18 protein-coding genes and 1 tRNA gene are annotated in these 19,050 nt (G+C 64.8%); 15 read left to right on the forward strand and 4 right to left on the reverse strand.

Features of this window, described 5'->3' with window-relative positions; all coding sequences use genetic code 11:
• Positions 1–3 precede the first annotated feature (3 nt).
• Complete coding sequence (gene mfd, locus ACESL9_RS03330) at positions 4–3,471, forward strand: transcription-repair coupling factor (RefSeq protein ID WP_372674503.1); 3,468 nt, start codon at positions 4–6, stop codon at positions 3,469–3,471.
• Positions 3,468–4,064, forward strand: coding sequence for a GNAT family N-acetyltransferase (locus ACESL9_RS03335; protein WP_372613037.1), 597 nt, complete (start codon positions 3,468–3,470; stop codon positions 4,062–4,064). Before mfd ends, ACESL9_RS03335 begins: the two co-directional genes overlap by 4 nt.
• A gap of 85 nt (positions 4,065–4,149) precedes the next feature.
• On the opposite strand, the gene ACESL9_RS03340 is transcribed toward ACESL9_RS03335, so the two are convergent.
• Positions 4,150–4,395 (reverse strand): hypothetical protein, encoded by a 246-nt coding sequence (locus ACESL9_RS03340; RefSeq protein ID WP_372613035.1) that lies wholly within the window; start codon positions 4,393–4,395, stop codon positions 4,150–4,152.
• Complete coding sequence (locus ACESL9_RS03345) at positions 4,395–5,048, reverse strand: alpha/beta hydrolase (RefSeq protein WP_372613033.1); 654 nt, start codon at positions 5,046–5,048, stop codon at positions 4,395–4,397. The genes ACESL9_RS03340 and ACESL9_RS03345 overlap by 1 nt, the downstream gene beginning before the upstream one ends.
• A gap of 195 nt (positions 5,049–5,243) precedes the next feature.
• Between ACESL9_RS03345 and ACESL9_RS03350 the strand changes: the two genes are divergently transcribed.
• From ACESL9_RS03350 to ACESL9_RS03410, 13 genes are all read left to right on the forward strand, one after another.
• Positions 5,244–5,732 (forward strand): Rrf2 family transcriptional regulator, encoded by a 489-nt coding sequence (locus ACESL9_RS03350; RefSeq protein WP_372613031.1) that lies wholly within the window; start codon positions 5,244–5,246, stop codon positions 5,730–5,732.
• The gene (locus ACESL9_RS03355; protein ID WP_372613029.1) at positions 5,729–6,772 is read left to right on the forward strand and encodes a cysteine desulfurase family protein; all 1,044 of its coding nucleotides are present in this window, start codon (positions 5,729–5,731) and stop codon (positions 6,770–6,772) included. Before ACESL9_RS03350 ends, ACESL9_RS03355 begins: the two co-directional genes overlap by 4 nt.
• Positions 6,773–6,800: 28 nt before the next feature.
• A complete protein-coding gene (gene sufB, locus ACESL9_RS03360; protein ID WP_372613027.1) occupies positions 6,801–8,324 on the forward strand; it encodes a Fe-S cluster assembly protein SufB in 1,524 nt (507 codons plus the stop codon).
• A 17-nt stretch (positions 8,325–8,341) separates the two neighbouring features.
• Positions 8,342–8,518 carry a hypothetical protein gene (locus ACESL9_RS03365; protein WP_372613025.1) on the forward strand — a complete coding sequence of 59 codons (177 nt, stop codon included), beginning with the start codon at positions 8,342–8,344 and terminating at the stop codon, positions 8,516–8,518.
• 34 nt (positions 8,519–8,552) lie between these two features.
• A complete protein-coding gene (locus tag ACESL9_RS03370; protein ID WP_372613023.1) occupies positions 8,553–8,759 on the forward strand; it encodes a hypothetical protein in 207 nt (68 codons plus the stop codon).
• Between the two features lie 126 nt (positions 8,760–8,885).
• Complete coding sequence (locus ACESL9_RS03375; RefSeq protein WP_372613021.1) at positions 8,886–9,398, forward strand: hypothetical protein; 513 nt, start codon at positions 8,886–8,888, stop codon at positions 9,396–9,398.
• An 83-nt stretch (positions 9,399–9,481) separates the two neighbouring features.
• Positions 9,482–10,240 (forward strand): Fe-S cluster assembly ATPase SufC, encoded by a 759-nt coding sequence (gene sufC / locus ACESL9_RS03380; RefSeq protein WP_372613019.1) that lies wholly within the window; start codon positions 9,482–9,484, stop codon positions 10,238–10,240.
• Positions 10,237–11,550 (forward strand): SufB/SufD family protein, encoded by a 1,314-nt coding sequence (locus ACESL9_RS03385; protein WP_372613017.1) that lies wholly within the window; start codon positions 10,237–10,239, stop codon positions 11,548–11,550. The genes sufC and ACESL9_RS03385 overlap by 4 nt, the downstream gene beginning before the upstream one ends.
• Positions 11,550–12,032, forward strand: coding sequence for a YIP1 family protein (locus ACESL9_RS03390; protein ID WP_372613015.1), 483 nt, complete (start codon positions 11,550–11,552; stop codon positions 12,030–12,032). Before ACESL9_RS03385 ends, ACESL9_RS03390 begins: the two co-directional genes overlap by 1 nt.
• Positions 12,029–12,625, forward strand: coding sequence for a Yip1 family protein (locus ACESL9_RS03395; protein WP_372613013.1), 597 nt, complete (start codon positions 12,029–12,031; stop codon positions 12,623–12,625). Before ACESL9_RS03390 ends, ACESL9_RS03395 begins: the two co-directional genes overlap by 4 nt.
• A gap of 1 nt (position 12,626) precedes the next feature.
• Positions 12,627–13,847: a cysteine desulfurase gene (locus ACESL9_RS03400; protein WP_372674504.1), complete on the forward strand. Its 1,221-nt coding sequence runs from the start codon at positions 12,627–12,629 to the stop codon at positions 13,845–13,847.
• Positions 13,848–13,981: 134 nt separating this feature from the next.
• Positions 13,982–14,116: a hypothetical protein gene (locus tag ACESL9_RS03405; protein ID WP_372613009.1), complete on the forward strand. Its 135-nt coding sequence runs from the start codon at positions 13,982–13,984 to the stop codon at positions 14,114–14,116.
• A gap of 279 nt (positions 14,117–14,395) precedes the next feature.
• A tRNA-Arg gene (locus ACESL9_RS03410) sits at positions 14,396–14,472 on the forward strand.
• Between the two features lie 201 nt (positions 14,473–14,673).
• On the opposite strand, the gene ACESL9_RS03415 is transcribed toward ACESL9_RS03410, so the two are convergent.
• Both ACESL9_RS03415 and ACESL9_RS03420 read right to left on the reverse strand, forming a co-directional pair.
• Complete coding sequence (locus ACESL9_RS03415; RefSeq protein ID WP_372674505.1) at positions 14,674–17,751, reverse strand: efflux RND transporter permease subunit; 3,078 nt, start codon at positions 17,749–17,751, stop codon at positions 14,674–14,676.
• Complete coding sequence (locus ACESL9_RS03420; protein WP_372613005.1) at positions 17,748–19,046, reverse strand: efflux RND transporter periplasmic adaptor subunit; 1,299 nt, start codon at positions 19,044–19,046, stop codon at positions 17,748–17,750. Before ACESL9_RS03420 ends, ACESL9_RS03415 begins: the two co-directional genes overlap by 4 nt.
• Between the last annotated feature and the right edge of the window lie 4 nt (positions 19,047–19,050).

Here is a 19,050-nt window from a genome sequence, read left to right on the forward strand (position 1 = left end):
GACATGAACACTTCCACGCATATCACGATGGGCGGTGCGCCCGAGGGATTCGACGCGCGGCTGGTGCTGAACGAGGCCGGGTCGGGGCCGGTGGTGCATGTCGCGCGCGACGACAAGCGGATGGCGTCGATGGCGGCCAGCCTGCGGTTTTTCGCGCCCGAGATGCCGGTTCTGCGGTTTCCGGGCTGGGATTGCCTGCCCTATGACCGGGTGTCGCCCAATGCCGACATCTCGGCCACGCGGATGGCGACGCTGGCGGGGCTGGTGCACGGGGCGATGCCGGGGCGGTTCGTGCTTCTGACCACGCTCAACGCCGCGACGCAGCGGGTGCCGGCGCGCGAGGTGCTGCGCGAGGCGGCGTTCAGCGCGCGGGTAGGCGAGCGCATCAACGAGGGGGCGCTGCGCGATTTCCTCGTGCGGATGGGGTTCTCGCAGGCGCCCACGGTGATGGAGCCCGGGGATTATGCCATTCGCGGCGGGATCATCGACATCTACAGCCCCGGCGAGACGGGGCCGGTGCGGCTCGACCTTTTTGGCGACGTACTCGACGGGGCGCGGCGCTTTGACCCGGCGACGCAGCGGACGGTGGAAAAGCTCGACGGGGTGGAACTGGCCCCGGTGAGCGAGGTGATCCTCGACGAGGCGGCAATCAGGAGGTTCCGGCAGAATTACCGGATCGAGTTCGGCGCGGGCGGCAGTGACGACCCGCTCTACGAGGCGGTGAGCGCGGGGCGCAAGCAGGCGGGGATGGAGCATTGGCTGCCGTTCTTTCACGAGCGGCTGGAGACGCTGTTCGACTACCTGCCCGGCGCGGCGGTGACGCTCGATGACGGGGTCGGTGCGCAGCGCGTGGCCCGGTGGGAGAGCGTGGCCGACCAATACGAGACCCGTCGCCTTGCCATGGCCGACAGGTCGCGGAGCGACAGCGTCTACAAACCCGTGCCCGCCGATCAGCTTTACCTCGATGACGCGACCTGGGAGGAGGCGGTTGCGGGGCACCGGGTGGTGCAGTTCCACGCGCTGCCACAGGCCACAGGGCCCGGGGTGGTCGATGCGGGCGGGCGGATCGGGCGCAGTTTCGCGCCCGAACGGAAATTGGAAAACGTGAACCTTTTCAGCATTCTGAAAGATCATGTTGACGCGAAGATGACCGAGGGTCCGGTGGTGATCGCCTCCTATTCCGAGGGTGCGCGCGAACGCATCGAGGGGCTTTTGCACGACGAGGGGTTGATCGGGGCGGTCACGCTGCGCGATGCGCGCGGGATCGGCAAGCACGGGTTGCACCTTGCCGTCTGGCCGCTGGAACAGGGGTTCGAGGCGCCGCTGGAAGACCAGCGGCGGCTGACGGTGATCGCCGAGCAGGACGTGCTGGGTGACCGGCTCATCCGCACGAGTCGCAAGACCCGGCGGGCCGAGAATTTCCTGACCGAGGCGCAGGCGCTCTCGCCCGGCGACCTGGTGGTGCATGTCGATCACGGGATCGGGCGTTACCGGGGGCTTGAGGTGATCACTGCGGCGGGGGCCGCGCATGAGTGCCTCGTGCTGGAATATGCCGAAAGCGCAAAGCTTTACCTGCCTGTCGAGAATATCGAACTGCTGTCGAGATACGGCCATGAAGAGGGGTTGCTCGACCGTCTGGGCGGGGGCGCGTGGCAGGCCAAGAAGGCGCGGCTCAAGGAGCGTATCCGCGAGATGGCGGACCGGCTCATCCGGGTGGCGGCGGAGCGCGAATTGCGCAAGGCCCCGGTGCTGGAGCCGCAGCACCATGCCTGGGAGGAGTTTGCTGCGCGGTTCCCATACGAGGAGACCGACGATCAGTTGCGCGCGATCGGTGATGTGCTGGAGGACCTCACGGCGGGGCGGCCGATGGACCGGCTGGTCTGTGGCGACGTGGGCTTCGGCAAGACCGAGGTGGCGATGCGCGCGGCCTTTGTCGCCGCCATGTCGGGCGTGCAGGTCGCGGTGATCGCGCCCACGACCCTCCTTGCGCGCCAGCATTTCCAGAGTTTCGCCGAGCGGTTCCGGGGATTTCCCATCAATGTCAGGCCCTTGTCGCGTTTTGTTTCGGCGCGCGATGCCAACCTTACCCGCGAGGGGCTGTCGAAGGGCACGGTGGATATCGTGGTCGGCACCCATGCGCTTTTGGCCAAGAACATCCGCTTCGCCAATCTCGGGCTGCTGATCGTGGACGAGGAACAGCATTTCGGCGTCGCTCACAAGGAGCGGCTCAAGAGCCTCAAGTCGGATGTGCATGTTCTGACCCTGACCGCGACACCGATTCCGCGCACGCTGCAACTCTCGCTGTCGGGGGTGCGGGACCTGTCGATCATCGGCACGCCGCCGGTGGACCGGCTGGCCATTCGCACCTATGTGAGCGAGTTCGACGCGGTGACGATCCGCGAGGCGCTCTTGCGCGAGCATTACCGGGGCGGGCAGAGTTTCTATGTCGCGCCGCGCATTTCCGACCTGCCCGAGATCGAGGAGTTCCTGCGCGAGCAGGTGCCCGAGGTCACGTTCGCCGTGGCGCATGGGCAGATGGCGGCGGGCGAGCTCGACGACAGGATGAACGCGTTCTACGATGGCAAGTACGACGTGCTTCTGGCCACGTCGATCGTGGAGTCGGGGCTCGACATCCCGACCGCCAACACGATGATCGTGCATCGCGCCGACATGTTCGGGCTGGCGCAGCTTTACCAGATCCGGGGCCGGGTCGGGCGCTCGAAGCAGCGGGCCTATGCCTACCTCACCACCAGGCCGCGCGTGCCGCTGACCCCGGCGGCGGAAAAGCGGCTGCGGGTGCTGGGCAGTCTCGACACGCTGGGGGCGGGGTTCACGCTGGCGAGCCAGGACCTTGATATCCGGGGCGCGGGGAACCTGCTGGGCGAGGAACAGTCGGGCCAGATGCGCGACGTGGGATACGAGCTTTACCAGTCGATGCTGGAAGAGGCGATCGCCAAGATCCGCGCGGGCGAGATCGAAGGGTTGACCGAGACGGACGAGCAATGGGCGCCGCAGATCAACCTCGGGGTTTCGGTGTTGATCCCCGAGGATTACGTGCCCGATCTGGATGTGCGGCTGGGGCTTTACCGCCGGTTGAGCGGGTTGCATGACAAGGTGGAGCTTGAAGGGTTTGCCGCCGAGTTGATCGACCGGTTCGGAAAACTGCCGAAAGAGGTCAACACGCTCTTGCTGGTGGTGCGGATCAAGGAGATGTGCAAGCGCGCGGGGATTGCCAGGCTCGATGGCGGGCCGAAGGGGGCGACGATCCAGTTTCACAACGATAATTTTGCCAGCCCGCAAGGATTGGTCGAGTTCATTCAGGATCAGCGCGGGTTGGCCAGGGTCAAGGACAACAAGATCGTGGTGCGCCGCGACTGGAAGCGCGACAGCGACAAGATAAAGGGCGCCTTTGCCATTGCGCGCGACCTCGCGGCGAAGGTGACGGCCGAGGCGAAAAGGAACGCAACATGACGCTTGAGGCGGGGTTCCACGCGGTGCCGGCGGGGCATGTGGCGACGGTGGTGACCCATCTGGAGATGCGCGCGCCGGTGCCGGCGCGGCCCGAGCGCGATGTGGGGCTGGAGCTGGTCCGGATCGCGCGGCCCGATGCGGAATGGTACCGGGCGCTGTTTCGCAAGGTCGGCGCCGAGGACTGGATGTGGTTCTCGCGGCTGGTGATCGACGAGGCGTCGCTCTTGACGGTGCTGCACGACCCGGCCGTCGAGGTCTACGTGGCCCGGCGCGCGGGCGAGGAACTGGGGCTGCTGGAGCTGGATTTCCGGGGCGCGGGGGAGTGCGAGATCGCCTTTTTCGGTCTTGCGCGCGCGGCGATCGGGCAGGGCGCCGGGCGGTGGTTGATGAACCGGGCGCTGGAGTTGGCGTGGCGTGCGGGGGTGGGCCGGGTGCATCTGCATACCTGCACGCTCGACAGTCCGCAGGCGATGGGTTTCTATCGCCGGTCTGGTTTCGTGCCGGTGCGGCGCGAGGTCGAGGTGATGCGCGATCCGCGCCTGACCGGGCATCTGCCGGAAGACGCTGCGCCGCATGTGCCCATCCTGCGATGATCGGGCCCGCCCGGCAGCGGTGACGCCTTCGGCGAGAGTATTTCGGGCAAGATGAAGGGCGGCTGCGCCCGGTTCTTGGGGCGGTTCAGGGGTTGGGATCGGATTTCATCTCGGCGGCGAGTTTCGCCACCTTTTCCTTGAGAAAGGTCCTGGCCGCCTTGCCGGCGAGACGCACGCGCACCTCGGTGAGGTAAGCCTCTTCGAGGGTCTGGGACGAGGCGCCGAGCACTTCGGCGACCTCGAAATGGAGGCGGTCCTCGCCGGTCTTTTCCATGATGGTCACGGTGCTCTCGGCCAGGTCCGAGGCGATTTTCTCGATCGTCGAAGCCATCAGCGGGTGCTTTCGGTGAGGCGACGCTTGACGTAATCGCTGACGGCTTCGGTCAGTGTCTCCATGTGGTCGTTCTCGAAGAAATGGCCCGCGCCCTCGACCTCGGTATGGGTGACGGTGATGCCCTTCTGTTCGTGCAGCTTGGCCACCAGCGCGGTGGTGTCGGCGGGCGGCGCCACGCGGTCGCCGGTGCCGTTGATCACGAGACCAGAGGAGGGGCAGGGGGCAAGGAAGGAGAAATCATACATGTTGGCGGGAGGCGAGACCGAGACGAAGCCGGTGATCTCGGGGCGGCGCATCAGCAGTTGCATGCCGATCCAGGCGCCGAAGGAGAACCCCGCGACCCAGCAATGCTTGGAGTTCTGGTTCATCGACTGGAGATAGTCGAGGGCCGAGGCCGCGTCGCTGAGTTCGCCCACACCCTGGTCGTATTCGCCCTGGCTGCGCCCGACGCCGCGGAAGTTGAAGCGCAGCACGGTGAAGCCGAGCCGGTGGAAGGTATAGTGGAGGTTGTAGACGACCTTGTTGTTCATCGTGCCGCCGAATTGCGGATGCGGGTGCAGGATGATGGCAATCGGGGCGTCGCGTTCGGGTTGGGGATGATAGCGGCCTTCGAGGCGGCCTTCGGGTCCGGGAAAGATGACCTCGGGCATATGGGTTCTTTACTTCCTTCGCAGCGGTCCGCAGCAAACTTGACGAAAGTGCTCGGACGGATTAGAACAATTCTAATTCAAGTGGCGCCGCACGAGAGGCTGCAAGCCGCTTGATCAGATTGCGAGATAGTGCGAAGCCTGCCCGAGGTCAATGAATTCGCGCATATACGTCTGGCTTGGCAGGGGAGATGGCCCATGAAACTCAGCACCAAGGGGCGGTATGCCATGGTTGCGCTGGCGGATATCGCGCTGCAACCGGGCGGGGCCCTGTCGACCCTGTCGGACGTGTCCCGGCGACAGGATATCTCGCTGCCCTACCTGGAACAGCTTTTCGTCAAGCTGCGCCGTGCCGGTCTGGTCGAGTCGGTGCGCGGGCCGGGAGGCGGCTACCGGCTGGGACGGCCGGCAACCGAGATCCGGGTGGTCGATGTCCTGACCGCGGTCGATGAGACGGTGGACGCGATGCACAAGGGCGCTGGCGCCTCGGGGGGCCTGTCGGGCTCCAGGGCGCAGTCGGTGACCAACCGGTTGTGGGAGGGGCTGTCGGCGCATGTCTATGTCTTCCTGCACCAGACCAGGCTTTCGGACGTGATCAACAATGACCTGGCGCCGTGCCCGGCGGTGCCGGGGCTGTTTGCTGTGGTGGACGATGGTGGCGAAGCCGAGGCCCGGACCGAGGCGTGATGCGGGTCTATCTCGATCATAATGCAACGACGCCGCTACGCCCCGAGGCGCGCAAGGCGATGATCGGCGCGATGGACGTGGTGGGCAACCCGTCGAGCGTGCATGCCGAGGGGCGCGCGGCCAAGGCTTTGATGGAACGGGCGCGGGCGCAACTGGCCCGGGCGATGGGGGCCGAGGGGGCCGAGATCGTGTTCACCTCGAGCGCGACCGAGGCCGCGGCGCTGGCCTTGCTGGGGCGGGGGCTACATGGCGCGGCGATCGAGCATGACGCGGTGGCGGCCTGGGTCGATGACAGCCTGCCCGTGGATGGCGCCGGGCGGGTCGCGGTGAACGATCCGGCGCGATCCACGCTGCAACTGGCCAATTCCGAGACCGGGGTGGTGCAGGTGTTGCCCGAGGGTTTGGCCGTGTCGGACCTGACGCAGGCCTTCGGCAAGCTGCCGCTGGAGTTCCAGGGCTGCGGCGCAATGGCCGGGATCGTCTCGGGGCACAAGCTGGGCGGGCCGAAGGGTATCGGTGCGCTGGTGATGCGGCGCGGGATCGACCTTGACCCGGTCCTGCGCGGCGGCGGGCAGGAGATGGGCCGCCGGGCAGGGACCGAGAACCTGATCGGGATCGCGGGCTTTGCCGCCGCCGCAGAGGCAGCGGCGCGCGATGTGGCCGCGGGCCGGTGGGAAAAAGTTTCTGAAATTAGAAATATTCTAGAGTCATCTATTGCCGCCGCCGCAAATGAGACTATTTTTGTCGGGAAAGACGCCATGCGGTTGCCCAACACCAGTTGTTTTGCCGTTCCGGGCTGGAAAGGCGAAACGCAGGTGATGCAGATGGACCTGGCCGGGTTCGCGATTTCGGCGGGATCGGCCTGTTCGAGCGGCAAGGTTCGCGAAAGCCGGGTGCTGGGTGCGATGGGGCTCGATGCGACTTTGGCCGGATCGGCGATCCGGGTGTCGCTGGCCCCGGAGGTGACGAAGGACGAGGTGTTGCGTTTCGCCGATGCATGGGGCGCAGCCTACAGGAAATTCCGCGCCAGGGCGGCGTGAGAGCGAACAGGACGGAAGGAGAATACTGATGGCCACTCTGGAAGAACCGCAGGTCAAGGAAGGTGTCGAAGAGGAGACCGTCGAGGCCGTCCGCAGCCTGGGCGAGAAATACAAGTACGGTTGGGAAACCGATATCGAGATGGATTATGCCCCCTTGGGGCTGACCGCCGACATCGTGCGGTTGATCTCGGAAAAGAACGAGGAGCCGGAGTGGATGACCGAATGGCGGCTGGCCGCCTATGAGCGCTGGCTCCAGAAGGAAGAACCCAACTGGGCGATGGTCGATTACCCCGAGATCGATTTCCAGAACCAGTATTACTATGCCCGCCCCAAGAGCATGCAGGTGAAGCCCAAATCGCTTGACGAGGTCGATCCCAAGCTGCTCGCCACCTATGAGAAGCTGGGCATCCCGCTCAAGGAACAGATGATCCTGGCCGGGGTCGAGGGCGCCGAGGAGGCACCCGCCGAAGGTCGCAAGGTCGCGGTCGATGCGGTCTTCGATTCGGTGAGCGTGGGCACCACGTTCCAGGCGGAGCTGAAGAAGGCGGGCGTCATTTTCTGCTCGATCTCCGAGGCGATCCGCGAGCATCCCGAGCTGGTCAAGAAATACCTTGGTTCGGTGGTGCCGGTTTCGGACAATTTCTATGCCACGCTCAATAGCGCGGTGTTCTCGGACGGCTCGTTCGTCTACGTGCCGCCGGGCGTGCGCTGCCCGATGGAGCTTTCGACCTATTTCCGCATCAATGCGGAGAATACCGGCCAGTTCGAGCGCACGCTGATCATTGCCGACAAGGGATCGTTCGTCTCGTATCTCGAAGGCTGCACTGCGCCACAGCGCGACGAAAGCCAGCTGCATGCCGCCGTGGTCGAGATCATCGTCGAGGAGGACGCCGAGGTGAAATATTCCACGGTGCAGAACTGGTATCCCGGCGACGAGAACGGCAAGGGCGGGATCTACAATTTCGTCACCAAGCGCGCCGATTGCCGGGGCGACCGGTCGAAATGCATGTGGACACAGGTCGAGACCGGCAGCGCGGTGACGTGGAAATACCCCTCTTGCATCCTGCGCGGTGATGACAGCCAGGGCGAGTTCTACTCGATCGCCATCACCAACAACCACCAGCAGGCCGACACCGGCACCAAGATGGTGCACCTGGGCAAGAACACGCGCTCGCGCATCGTTTCGAAGGGGATCAGTGCCGGCGTGGCGCAGAACACCTATCGCGGGTTGGTGAGCATGCACCCCAAGGCAACGAACAGCCGCAACTACACGCAGTGCGACAGCCTCTTGATCGGCGACAAGTGCGGGGCGCACACGGTGCCCTATATCGAGGTCAAGAACAACTCGTCCCGGGTCGAGCACGAGGCCACCACATCGAAGGTGGATGACGACCAGATGTTCTATTGCCGCCAGCGCGGCATGGACGAGGAAGAGGCTGTCGCGCTCATCGTCAACGGCTTTGCCCGCGAGGTTCTCCAGGCGCTGCCGATGGAGTTCGCCATGGAGGCGCAGCAACTGGTCGCGATCTCGCTGGAGGGTTCTGTGGGGTGACGTATGGGGAGGCACTCGTGGCGTCCCGGCGCGGGGCGTTGATTTTCGCGGTGCTTTTTTTCGTTCTGTCACTTCTGGGTGATTATTGGTGGCAGCGCGAGTTTTCGGCCGTCGAGACCGGGGTCAAGGTGATTGTGGCCTCTGTCATCTTCTGGTTGCTCACGGCCTATCAGAAAATGGTGAAATCCCGATGATCCGCGAGATGGATAAAGGAAAGGGGAGTGCGTCTTGGCAGAGCAGGGCGACATGAACATGCGGGACAGGGTTCTGACCTGGCTGCCCTATGCGCTGCCGGTGCTGGGCGGGTTTCTGGGCATGGTCTGGGTCCAGGTCAATCGGGCCGATCAGCTCAACCCCGTTGTCGCGGTCGTGCTGGGCGTTGTGGCCGGCCGGCTTCTGGCCGGCCTGATCCTGCGACTGGTGCCCGCGAGATGAGTTCAAGGCACGCATATCCCGTTGCCCGGTGCGATTGGCCGCAGAATTGCACGGTCTTGCCACGGGGGTGCCTCAATTGGCAGCCACTTATCGCCTTGTGGGTGAAACAAAGCATGGCGGTTAACCATGGCGGTCGCACGGGGACATTCCGATTTCCAGGATCGGTTGAAGCGCATCGAGAAGAGGGGCGCCGGGCGCGCGCAGGTGTTCAACGCCGCCGATGGCTTGAAACCCGAAACCGAACACCGGGTATCACGGCGCAAGACGACCGGGTTCCTCACAGTACCGTTCGCCCTGATTCTGGGGGCGCTTTCGCTGATCGTGGCGCGGCTGGCGATCTTTCGTTATGGCGGCCTGCCCGAAGAATTCGCGCAGCCGGATTACGAGATGGCCGCCCAGGTGGGTCTGGCCGTGGGGATGGTGTTGCTGCTGGCGATCGTGTTCAACCTCATGCGCAAGCGTCATCTGCTGGCCTCGGTCATCGGCATCGCGCTGGCCATGACGGCGATGCACAACCTGGTGCACATGGCCCCCGGCGAATGGGCCAAGGTCTTCTCGCCGCAATGGGTCAGCGAGATTCGCGAAACGACGGAACCCAATACGCTCGAGTTTCGGGGCGCACGCTTCAAGCTGGGCTGAAATCTTCATTTGAAACAACCGGATGCACCGGACCGCTGCCCTTGGGCGGCGGTTTTGGCATGTGACAAGGAAAGGAAGGCGACATGTTGGAAATCAAGGGTTTGAAGGTCAAACTTGAAGAAGAGGACAAGGAGATCCTGAAGGGCGTCGACCTGACGGTCGAGCCGGGCAGCGTCCATGCGATCATGGGGCCCAACGGCTCGGGCAAATCGACGCTGTCCTATGTCCTGTCGGGCCGCGAGGGTTATGTCGTGACCGATGGGAGCGCGACGCTCGACGGTGAGGACCTACTCGATCTCGAACCCGAGGAGCGCGCGGCGCTGGGGCTTTTCCTGGCGTTCCAGTACCCGGTCGAAATTCCCGGCGTGGGCAACATGACCTTCCTGCGCACCGCCGTGAACGCGCAGCGCAAGGCGCGCGGCAAGGAGGAGATGAACGCGACCGATTTCCTCAAGCTGATCCGCGCCAAGGCAAAGGAGCTCAAGATCGACGCCGAGATGCTCAAGCGGCCGGTGAATGTGGGCTTTTCGGGCGGGGAGAAGAAGCGCAACGAGATCTTGCAGATGGCGATGCTCGAGCCGAAGATGTGCATTCTCGACGAGACCGACAGCGGGCTTGACGTGGATGCGATGAAGCTCGTCTCGGACGGGGTGAACGCGCTGCGCGATGCCGGGCGCGGGTTCCTTGTCATCACCCACTATCAACGCCTGCTCGATCATATCGTCCCCGACGTGGTGCATATCATGGCCGACGGTCGGATCGTGAAAAGCGGTGGCCCCGAGCTTGCCCAGGAGGTCGAGCGCGACGGTTATGCCGGTATCATGGCAGAGGTGCCGGCATGAATGCTCCGATCCAATCGAAACGGGCGCAACTGAAACAGGCCAAGCTGGCCGCGACCGAAGAGCGGTTGCAGGGTCTTTCCCTGCCTCAAGGCGGCGTGTGGGCGACCGAAGCGCGTCAGTCGGCGCTGGCCCGCCTGCGCGAGATGGGACTCCCGGCCCGGCGTGACGAATACTGGAAGTTCACGCGGCCCGACACGCTGATCCAGCAAGAGGCGCCGGTGGCCGACGTCCTTGCGCATGACGAGGCGCCGGTCTTTGGTGGGATCGACCGTCTCAAGATCGTGTTCGTCGACGGCGTGTTCAGCGCGGCGGAGTCCGATCCGCTCGACCTTGCCGGGGTCGAGATCGAGCGGCTGGCGGATGCGGCAAAGGCCGACATCCACTGGGCGCGCGAGATCTTTGGCGTGCTCGAGGCGCGCGGGCAAAGCCCGGTGGAACGCCCCTTGGCAGCCTTCAATACCGGCTTTGCCGATGATGGCGTCCTGATCCGGGTGACGGATCGGGCGCAAAAGCCCGTGAGCCTGATTTATCGCCATGAATCAGAGGCTTCCGACGCGATGTTGCATCATGTTGTGCGGCTTGAGAAAGGCGCCGACCTGACCCTTCTGGAAAACGGACCGGCGGCGGCGCGGTTCAACAAGGTGCTTGAGGTCGATGTGGCCGATGGCGCGGCGTTCCACCATGTGCGCGCGCAGGGCCGCGACCATCAGCGCCGGGCGGCAACGCATATATTTGCACGGCTCGGCGCCGAATCGGTGTTCAAGAGCTTTACCCTCACGGTGAATGGCATGCTCACGCGCAATGAATGCGTGGTCGAGTTCACCGGGGACGATGCCGTGGCGCATGTCGCGGGCGCCTGCCTCGGCGACGGCGATTTCCTGCATGACGACACGGTGTTCATCACCCATGACGCGGTCGCCTGCGAAAGCCGCCAGGTGTTCAAGAAGGTGCTGCGCAACGGTGCGACCGGCGTGTTCCAGGGCAAGATCCTCGTCCAGCCGGGCGCGCAGAAGACCGATGGCTATCAGAAATCGCAATCCTTGCTGCTCGACGATGACAGCCAGTTCCTGGCCAAACCCGAGCTGGAAATCTATGCCGATGACGTGGCCTGTTCGCACGGCTCGACTTCGGGGGCGATCGACGAGGAGGGGCTTTTCTACCTGCGTTCGCGCGGGATCGAGGAGGGGCCCGCGACCGACCTGATGACACTGGCCTTCCTGGCCGAGGCGGTGGAAGAGATCGAGGATGAGCGACTGGCCGAAGAGATCACCGGGCGGCTGGAAGGGTGGCTGGCGCGCAGGCGCGGCTGATGTCTGTTCTGGGCGATATAGCGGCCACCTATCGCGACCCGCGACGGGTGGTGCGCCGGCACCTGTCCGCCGGGCCGCGCGAGGATCGCGCGCTCGCCGTGCTGATGGGGGCCTGTGTCATCGTGTTCGTCGCCCAGTGGCCGCGGCTTGCGCGCGAGGCGCATCTGGCGGATCAGAGCCTTGCTGAACTGCTGGGCGGGGCCTTGATGGGCTGGCTCTTCATCGCGCCGCTGCTGTTCTACGGGCTGGGCCTTGTTGCCTGGCTGGTGGCGCGGGCGCTCGGGTCGCGGGCTTCGCCCTATGACGCACGCCTGGCGCTTTTCTGGTCGCTGCTGGCCTCCACCCCGCTCTTTCTGCTCAACGGCCTGGTGGCCGGATTTGTCGGCCCTGGGCCGGGCCTCACGCTTGTTGGGGCCTTGTGGTTCGCGGTGTTTTTGTGGTTTTGGGTATCAGGTATGGCCGCGGGCTGGAGGGGAACATGAAGATCGACTTTCAAGACCTTGTCAGAAAGACATTTCTGGCCCCGAACAAGGCTGCGGCGACGGTCCTTGCGATTCGACGTTCTGTGGCGAACGAAGTGCTTTGGATGGCGGTCATCCTTGCGGCGGTGCTCAACGCACTCGTCGTTTCGGTCAACATGCAGCTGTTTCCGCCCTCGCCCGAGGCCGCCGAGGCATTGCCGCCGGCATTCCTGTCGCCGGGGCTGTTGGCGATCTTTGTCGTGGGTGGGCTGGTGATCTCGGTCTTCGTGCTGCTTTGGGCGGGTCGGGTGCTGGGTGGCCGGGCGGACCTGGGTGACATGCTCGCCGTGATGACCTGGATCGAGCTGGTGCAGGTGGGGCTTCAGGTCTCGCTGACCATTCTGGCGCTCGTTCTGCCGGGGGTCTCACAACTCGCCGGGCTCGTGGCAAGCGTCTGGATGCTGTTCATCCTGGTGGCATTTATTGACAATGCGCATGGCTTTGGCAGCCCGATGCGCGCCGTCGGTGTGATGATCCTCAGCTTCTTCCTGTTGTTGATAGGTCTCATGTTCTTTCTGCTCCTGATCGGGGCAACGGCCGAAGGGGGCATTTGAAATGTTTGACGTCGAACGGGTCCGGGCCGATTTTCCGATCCTCTCGCGCGAGGTGAACGGCAAGCCGCTCACCTATCTCGATAATGGCGCCAGTGCGCAAAAGCCGCGATGCGTGATCGACGCGGTGACACAAGCCTATTCACATGAATACTCGAATGTTCACAGGGGGCTGCACTATCTTTCCAACCTTGCGACCGAGAAATACGAGGGCGTGCGGGGCATCGTCGCGCGTTTCCTGGGCGTGCGGGACGAACGCGAGATCGTGTTCACCAGCGGCACCACCGAGGGGATCAACCTTGTCGCCTATGGATGGGCGGCGCCGCGGATGGAGGCGGGCGACGAGGTCGTGCTGTCGGTGATGGAGCATCACGCCAATATCGTGCCCTGGCATTTCCTGCGTGAGCGCCAAGGCGTGGTGCTGAAATGGGTGGACGTGGACGCGACCGGGGCGCTGGACCCGCAAAAGATGATCGACGCGATCGGGCCGAAAACGAAACTTGTCGCGATTACCCATGTTTCCAATGTTTTAGGAACCGTTGTTGATGTGAAGGCGATCTGTGACGCAGCCCGGGAAAAAGGCGTGCCGGTGCTCGTCGATGGCAGCCAGGGCGCGGTGCATCTGCCGGTCGATCTCGACGAGATCGGGTGCGATTTCTATCCCGTGACCGGGCACAAGCTCTATGGGCCGTCCGGGTCGGGGGCGATCTATATCCGGCGCGAGCGCATGGAGGAGATGCGCCCCTTTATCGGCGGCGGCGACATGATCAAGGAAGTCAGCCGGGACGAGGTGATCTATAATGATCCGCCGATGAAGTTCGAGGCCGGCACGCCCGGTATCGTCCAGCAGATCGGGATGGGCGTGGCGCTCGAATACCTGATGGCGCTCGGGATGGAGAACGTGGCCGCGCACGAGGCGGACCTGGCTGCCTATGCGGGTGAACGGCTCAAGGGTCTCAATTGGCTGGGGCTTCAGGGGACCGCGCCGGGCAAGGCGGCGATCTTTTCCTTCAACATGGAAGGTGCGGCCCATGCGCATGACATCTCGACCATTCTCGACAAGAAGGGCGTCGCGGTGCGCGCGGGCCGTCATTGCGCAGACCCCTTGATGGACCACCTCGGGGTGAGTGCGACATGCCGGGCCTCGTTCGGGCTTTACAACACCAGACAAGAGGTTGACCGGCTGGTCGAGGCGCTGGAACTGGCGCATGATCTGCTGGGATAACGCGGTTCGGCGCTTGTGAAAGAAGCGTGAGACGCCCGGATGCGCGCACGTCGTTGTTCATGGTCGCCGAATCGCGTGACAAGCGTAAAGCTGCCGGTTAACCTGTGATTATCTGCTCAGAAGAGGATGAAACCATGAAGTTTACAAAATTTGCAGCCGCTCTTGTCACCGTCGGTTTTCTTGCCGCTTGCGCCCAGCAGGAAGAACCTGCTCCGGTCGTGGTGGAAGAGCCGGTCTATGACAAGTACGGCAACGTCGTCGAGGATTGATCGACATGTGTCGGGCGGCCGGCGTGGTCTTCGACCCTGATCCGGGCGCCCGGCACGCTACGCTCACACACCGAGCGGGTCGGCTTGTAATGTTGCCATTTGGCGCGCCCGTCGATTGACCACTGGGCTGAAGCGAGGCCGTCATCGCGTATCCTTCCCGCAATCCGACCGCGGCGGTAGTGATCCGGGCAAATCTCCTTGTACTGTCTGGAATCTTCAGCACGAATCCGAGATTCCGGATTGCGACCCGGGTGCGTCGAAGCTATAGAAGCACCAGTTGGACCCATAGCTCAGCTGGATAGAGCGCTGCCCTCCGAAGGCAGAGGCCAGAGGTTCGAATCCTCTTGGGTCCGCCAACATCAGTGTCCAACCAGTTTCCGTTTCCAGGAAGCGTCGAATGCCAGGGCGCGAGTTGCCTGATCGCGGCGGATACTCCAGGTCCCCCACGTTGGCGTTCCGGGAATTGGTCTGAGCGCACTTTCGAACATCATGACGCGCGACAGCGCCGCCGTTCTTTCGGACGGGCGCGGCAAAACGCTGTGATAGCGGCGCTGTGGCTAAGAATGGCGACCCCCTCGCCGGATATCCTCCAGGGCCGCGTAGAACGCCGGCAGCACGACAAGGATCAGCACCGTGGCGGCGAGCAGGCCGAAAACAACCGAGATAACCAGCGGTTTCAGTGTCTGGGCCTGGGTCGAGGCTTCCAGTAGCAGGGGGCCCATGCCCATGATGGTGGTCGAGACGGACACGAAGATCGGGCGGAAGCGGGCGCGCACGGCCTCTCCGGCGGCTTTGCTGGCCGACGACCCGTCGGCGCGGCGGGAATTGATGACCCCAACCAGCAGTATCGCATTGTTCACGACGATTCCGGCGAGTGACGCGGCGCCGACCAAGGACGGCATCGAGATGTTGTAGCCCATCAGGACGTGCCCCCAGATGACGCCCAGAAAGGCCAACGGGATGGTGATCATCACGATGAAGGGTTCGACATAACTGCGAAACTGGAAACTGAGGATCAGATAGATGCCGACCAGCCCGATCAGGAAGCCGCGCAGGATCGACGCGACCGTCTCTGCCGAGTTCGCGGCCTGCCCGCCAATCTCGAAGCCGAGGCCCGGACTGGCGATGGCCAGGTCGGGGAGGAAGCCTTCTGTCATTCGGGCGGTGATGGCGTCGGCATTGCCGATCCGCCCATCGACATCTGCCGAGACGGTCAGCGTGCGCAGCCCATCGCGCCTTGTGATGCTGCCCCAGCCGCGCGCCTCGGTGATCTCTGCGATACTGGAAAGCGGGGCGGTGTCGTCGCCGGGCAAGGCGATCTCGAAGGCGCTCAGGTCGGCACGGGCGACCCGGTCTGTGTCGGACAGCCGGACCTCCAGGTCCCAGGCCAGGTCGCCGCGCCTGATCTCGGCAAGCTGTGTGCCAAGAAAGGCCGCGCGCAATTGGCTTGCGACATCCGTGGCGGTCAGACCGAGAGCCTCGGCCCCCTTCGACAGGCTCAGCCGCAGTTCGGGTGCGCCGGGGCGCAGGTCGAGAATCGCGTTGCGCACGCCGGCATAGGTTTCCAGTTCTGCGAGCGTGACGCGGCCCGCCTCTTCCAAAGCGGCGAGGTCAGGATGGGTCAGGCGCAGCTCCACGGCAATGCCCTGCGGCCCGATACCCGGCTCCGTCAGGATCAGCGAGGTGACGCCGGGCAGGGGCCCGATTTCCTCGCGCCAGAGCGAGACGATATCATCGAGCGTGCTGGTCCGGGTCTCGGCACCCAGAAGATCGACCGCGACGGTGGCGACATGGGCGCCGGTTTCGCCTGCCGACCGGTTGCGGCCCATGCGGGTGATGCGGCGGATCACCAGCGGTTGCGCCTCGGGTTGCTTAGGCGTGAGGCGGGCGTTCACGCGGTCAAGCGCCTCTTCGACCTGCGCGACCGCCTCGGTCGTGCGCGCCAGCGGTGTCCCCGCGGGCAGGAGCAGCCGCGCTTCCAGCACGTCGCCGTCGATCTCGGGCATCGCCTCGCGCTTGACCACGCCGCCGCCCAAGGCGCCGACGGTCAGGATCAAGGCACCGATGGCCAGCCCCGCGACCAGCCAGCGCCAGCGGATCGCGGCATCGGCCAGACCGCCCATCCCTTCGCGTAGTGTGTCAAAGCCCGCGTCGAAGCGGCGGCGAAAGCGCGAGGGCGCGGTTTCCTTCATCCCGCCTTTCAGGTGGTGGGGCAGGATGAAGAAGGCCTCGATCAGCGAGGCGGCAAGCGCGGAGAGCAGGACGACCGGCAGAACTTCGAGCACGGCGCCCAGTTCTCCGGCGAGGAAGGCCAGCGGCAGGAAGACCGCGAGCGTTGTCAGAAAGGACGAGAGGACGCCGGGCGCCACGGCGACGACACCCGCGGTCACGGTGTCCACCGAAGCCCCTTTTGCGGCATGCACTGCGATGGAGTCCGCGATCACGATGGAATCGTCCATCACGATCCCGATCGCCATCAGGAGTGCGACGAGTGTCATCATGTTCAGGCTGAGCCCCGTCAGCGCCATCCAGACAAAGGCGCCGGCAAAGGCCACGGGCAGGCCCATCGCAGCCCAGATCGCGAAGCCTGGGCGGAAGAAGAGGCTCATCACGGCGACGACCAGCACGAGGCCGATCGCACCGTTCTGGACCAGCATAAAGAGCCTGTCGCGGATGATCGAGGTGACGTCCTGCACCACTTCCACCGTGATCGCTTCGGGCAAACGCTCGGTTTCTTCGGTCACAAGCGCAGCGACAGCGTCAAGCACGCGCAACGCGTCGGCATCCAGTGCCTTGGCCACGTCGATCAGGATCGCCGGCGTATCGTCGACGAAGGCGCGGTCATGGGACGGCTCGAAGCGTTGCTCGATATCGGCCACGTCGCCGAGGGTCAGGGTCGCGCCATTCGACCGGACCATTATCGGAATTGCGGCGAGCGTGGTGGCGGTATCCCGCTCGGCGGTGAAGCGCAGTGTGAGATCGGCGCCTTCCCCCTCGAGCGTGCCGACGGGCAGGTCGATGTTCTGGGCGGAGATCGCAGCGGCCAGGGTGGACGGGGTCAGGCCGTGGCTGTCAAGTTCGGCGCTGTCTGCCGTGATCGACAGCGTCCGGGTGCCCAACCCGCTGCGGATGACGTTCGCCACGCCCGGCAGCGCCGAAAGGCGGTCGGAGAGGGCGTCGGCGTAAAGGTCGAGTTCGCCCAATGGCATGTCGCCCGATATGGCAATGGATGTGACCGGGTCGGAGCGGTGCAGTTCGCGCACGATGGCCGGATCGGCACGGTCGGGAAAGCTGTCCACACCCGCGACCTCGGTGCGCAGCGAATTGACGAAGCGCAGCGCGTCATTGCCCGGCGCCATGGTTGCGACGGCGAGTGCACGGCCGCTTTGCGCGGTACAGTTGAAGGTCTCCAGCCCCTCGACACCCTGCACCCCATCCCAGAGCGGCGCACAGATCGCGCCTTCCACGTCTTCTGCAGCAGCCCCGCGATAAGGCACGGTGATTTCGGCCTCGACCGCGCGGAAATCGGGAAATGTCTCGCGCAACAGGCCAGGCGCGGAGAATATCCCGCCAGCCAATAACAGCAGCAATAGCAGGTTGCCCGCGGTCGGGTGGCCGGTGAACCAGCGGATCATTCCGATGCCTCGACAGGGTTCAGCGGCATGCCGGGGATCGCCGGGGCGATGTCGTCGAGCACCACGCGATCGCCCGGCGACAGCCCCTCGGTGATGACGACGCGCCCGTCCTGGGCAAAGGCCGGGGTGACGGGCCGCAGGTCCAGCAAATCATCGGCGCCAACGACCCGGATCATGCCGGCATGCAGCGCAGCTTCCGGGATCGAGATCACATCCTTCAGTGTCGTGCCTTCAAAGGTCAGTCCGACCTGCATGTTCGGGACAAGTGGCAAGCGCCGGGGCGGGTCCGCGCCCTCATACGGATCTTCGACCTCCACGACGACGGGAACGGTGCGGGCGCGGGCATCGAGCCCGCCCTCGATCCGGCTGACGCGCGCGGTCCATGTCTGTTTCGGGTCCGACAGCGGGCTCAGGGTCACGTCGATCCGGGAGAACGGACCATCGCGCATCAGGTCGGCCAGCGTCATGCCCGAGGGGATGGTGCCGACAAGGCGGCGAAAGCTGTCGATCGGCAGATGCGCCACGACCTCGGCGGCATCGATGCCGTCACCACGGATGATGACCTGACCGGGAGCGATGGTCTGGAACCGTTCGGCGCTCACTTCGGTCACGCGAAGGTCGAAGGGCGTAGAGAGCGTGGTCCGTGCAAGCGACCGCCGTGCACCCGCAATGGCGGCTTCGCTCCGTGCAACCTGGGCCGTGATGCGCGCCTCGCGCGGCTTGATCAGCGCCAACGTGTTCTCCAGTTCCGCCACCGTGCGGCGGGCAAGAAGCGTGGCACGCTCGGCCTCGTCGGCGCGGGATTGTGGCACGTTCCCCTGCCTGACGAGCGTGCGCGTCCGCTCCAGGTCCGCCTCGGCCAGCCGAAGCCGGTCCTGCTCGATCGCAAGGATACGCCTTGTGTTGTCTGCCTCCGCCTCGAGTTGGTCGCGTTCTGCGGACAGGGCCGCAAGGTCCGCCCGCGACTGGGCCAGCGACAGTTCGTAATCTGCCGGGTCGATGCGTAGAACCTCGGTTCCAGCAGCGATCAGCCGGCCCGGCTCCAGATCGGGGTGGCGCCAGATCACTTCGCCTTGCACTTCGCTCACGGCGACCCACGTGTCGGCGGCGCGCAGGTTGCCCCAGGCAACGGCGGTGGGGCGGAGATCTTCGGCCGCGACGGTCTCCACGCGGACGGGCAGGGCAGGTACGCCGCTCTCGTCCTGCGCGGGGCCGGGGGCCGAGGCGATCATCCAGACCGCCACAGCAATTCCCAGAGCGATTGGCGGCAGGGCGAGGAGGGGGGACAGGCGCATCATA

This window comes from Aquicoccus sp., assembly GCF_041686535.1.
In the GTDB taxonomy this organism is placed as follows: Bacteria; Pseudomonadota; Alphaproteobacteria; order Rhodobacterales; family Rhodobacteraceae; genus Aquicoccus.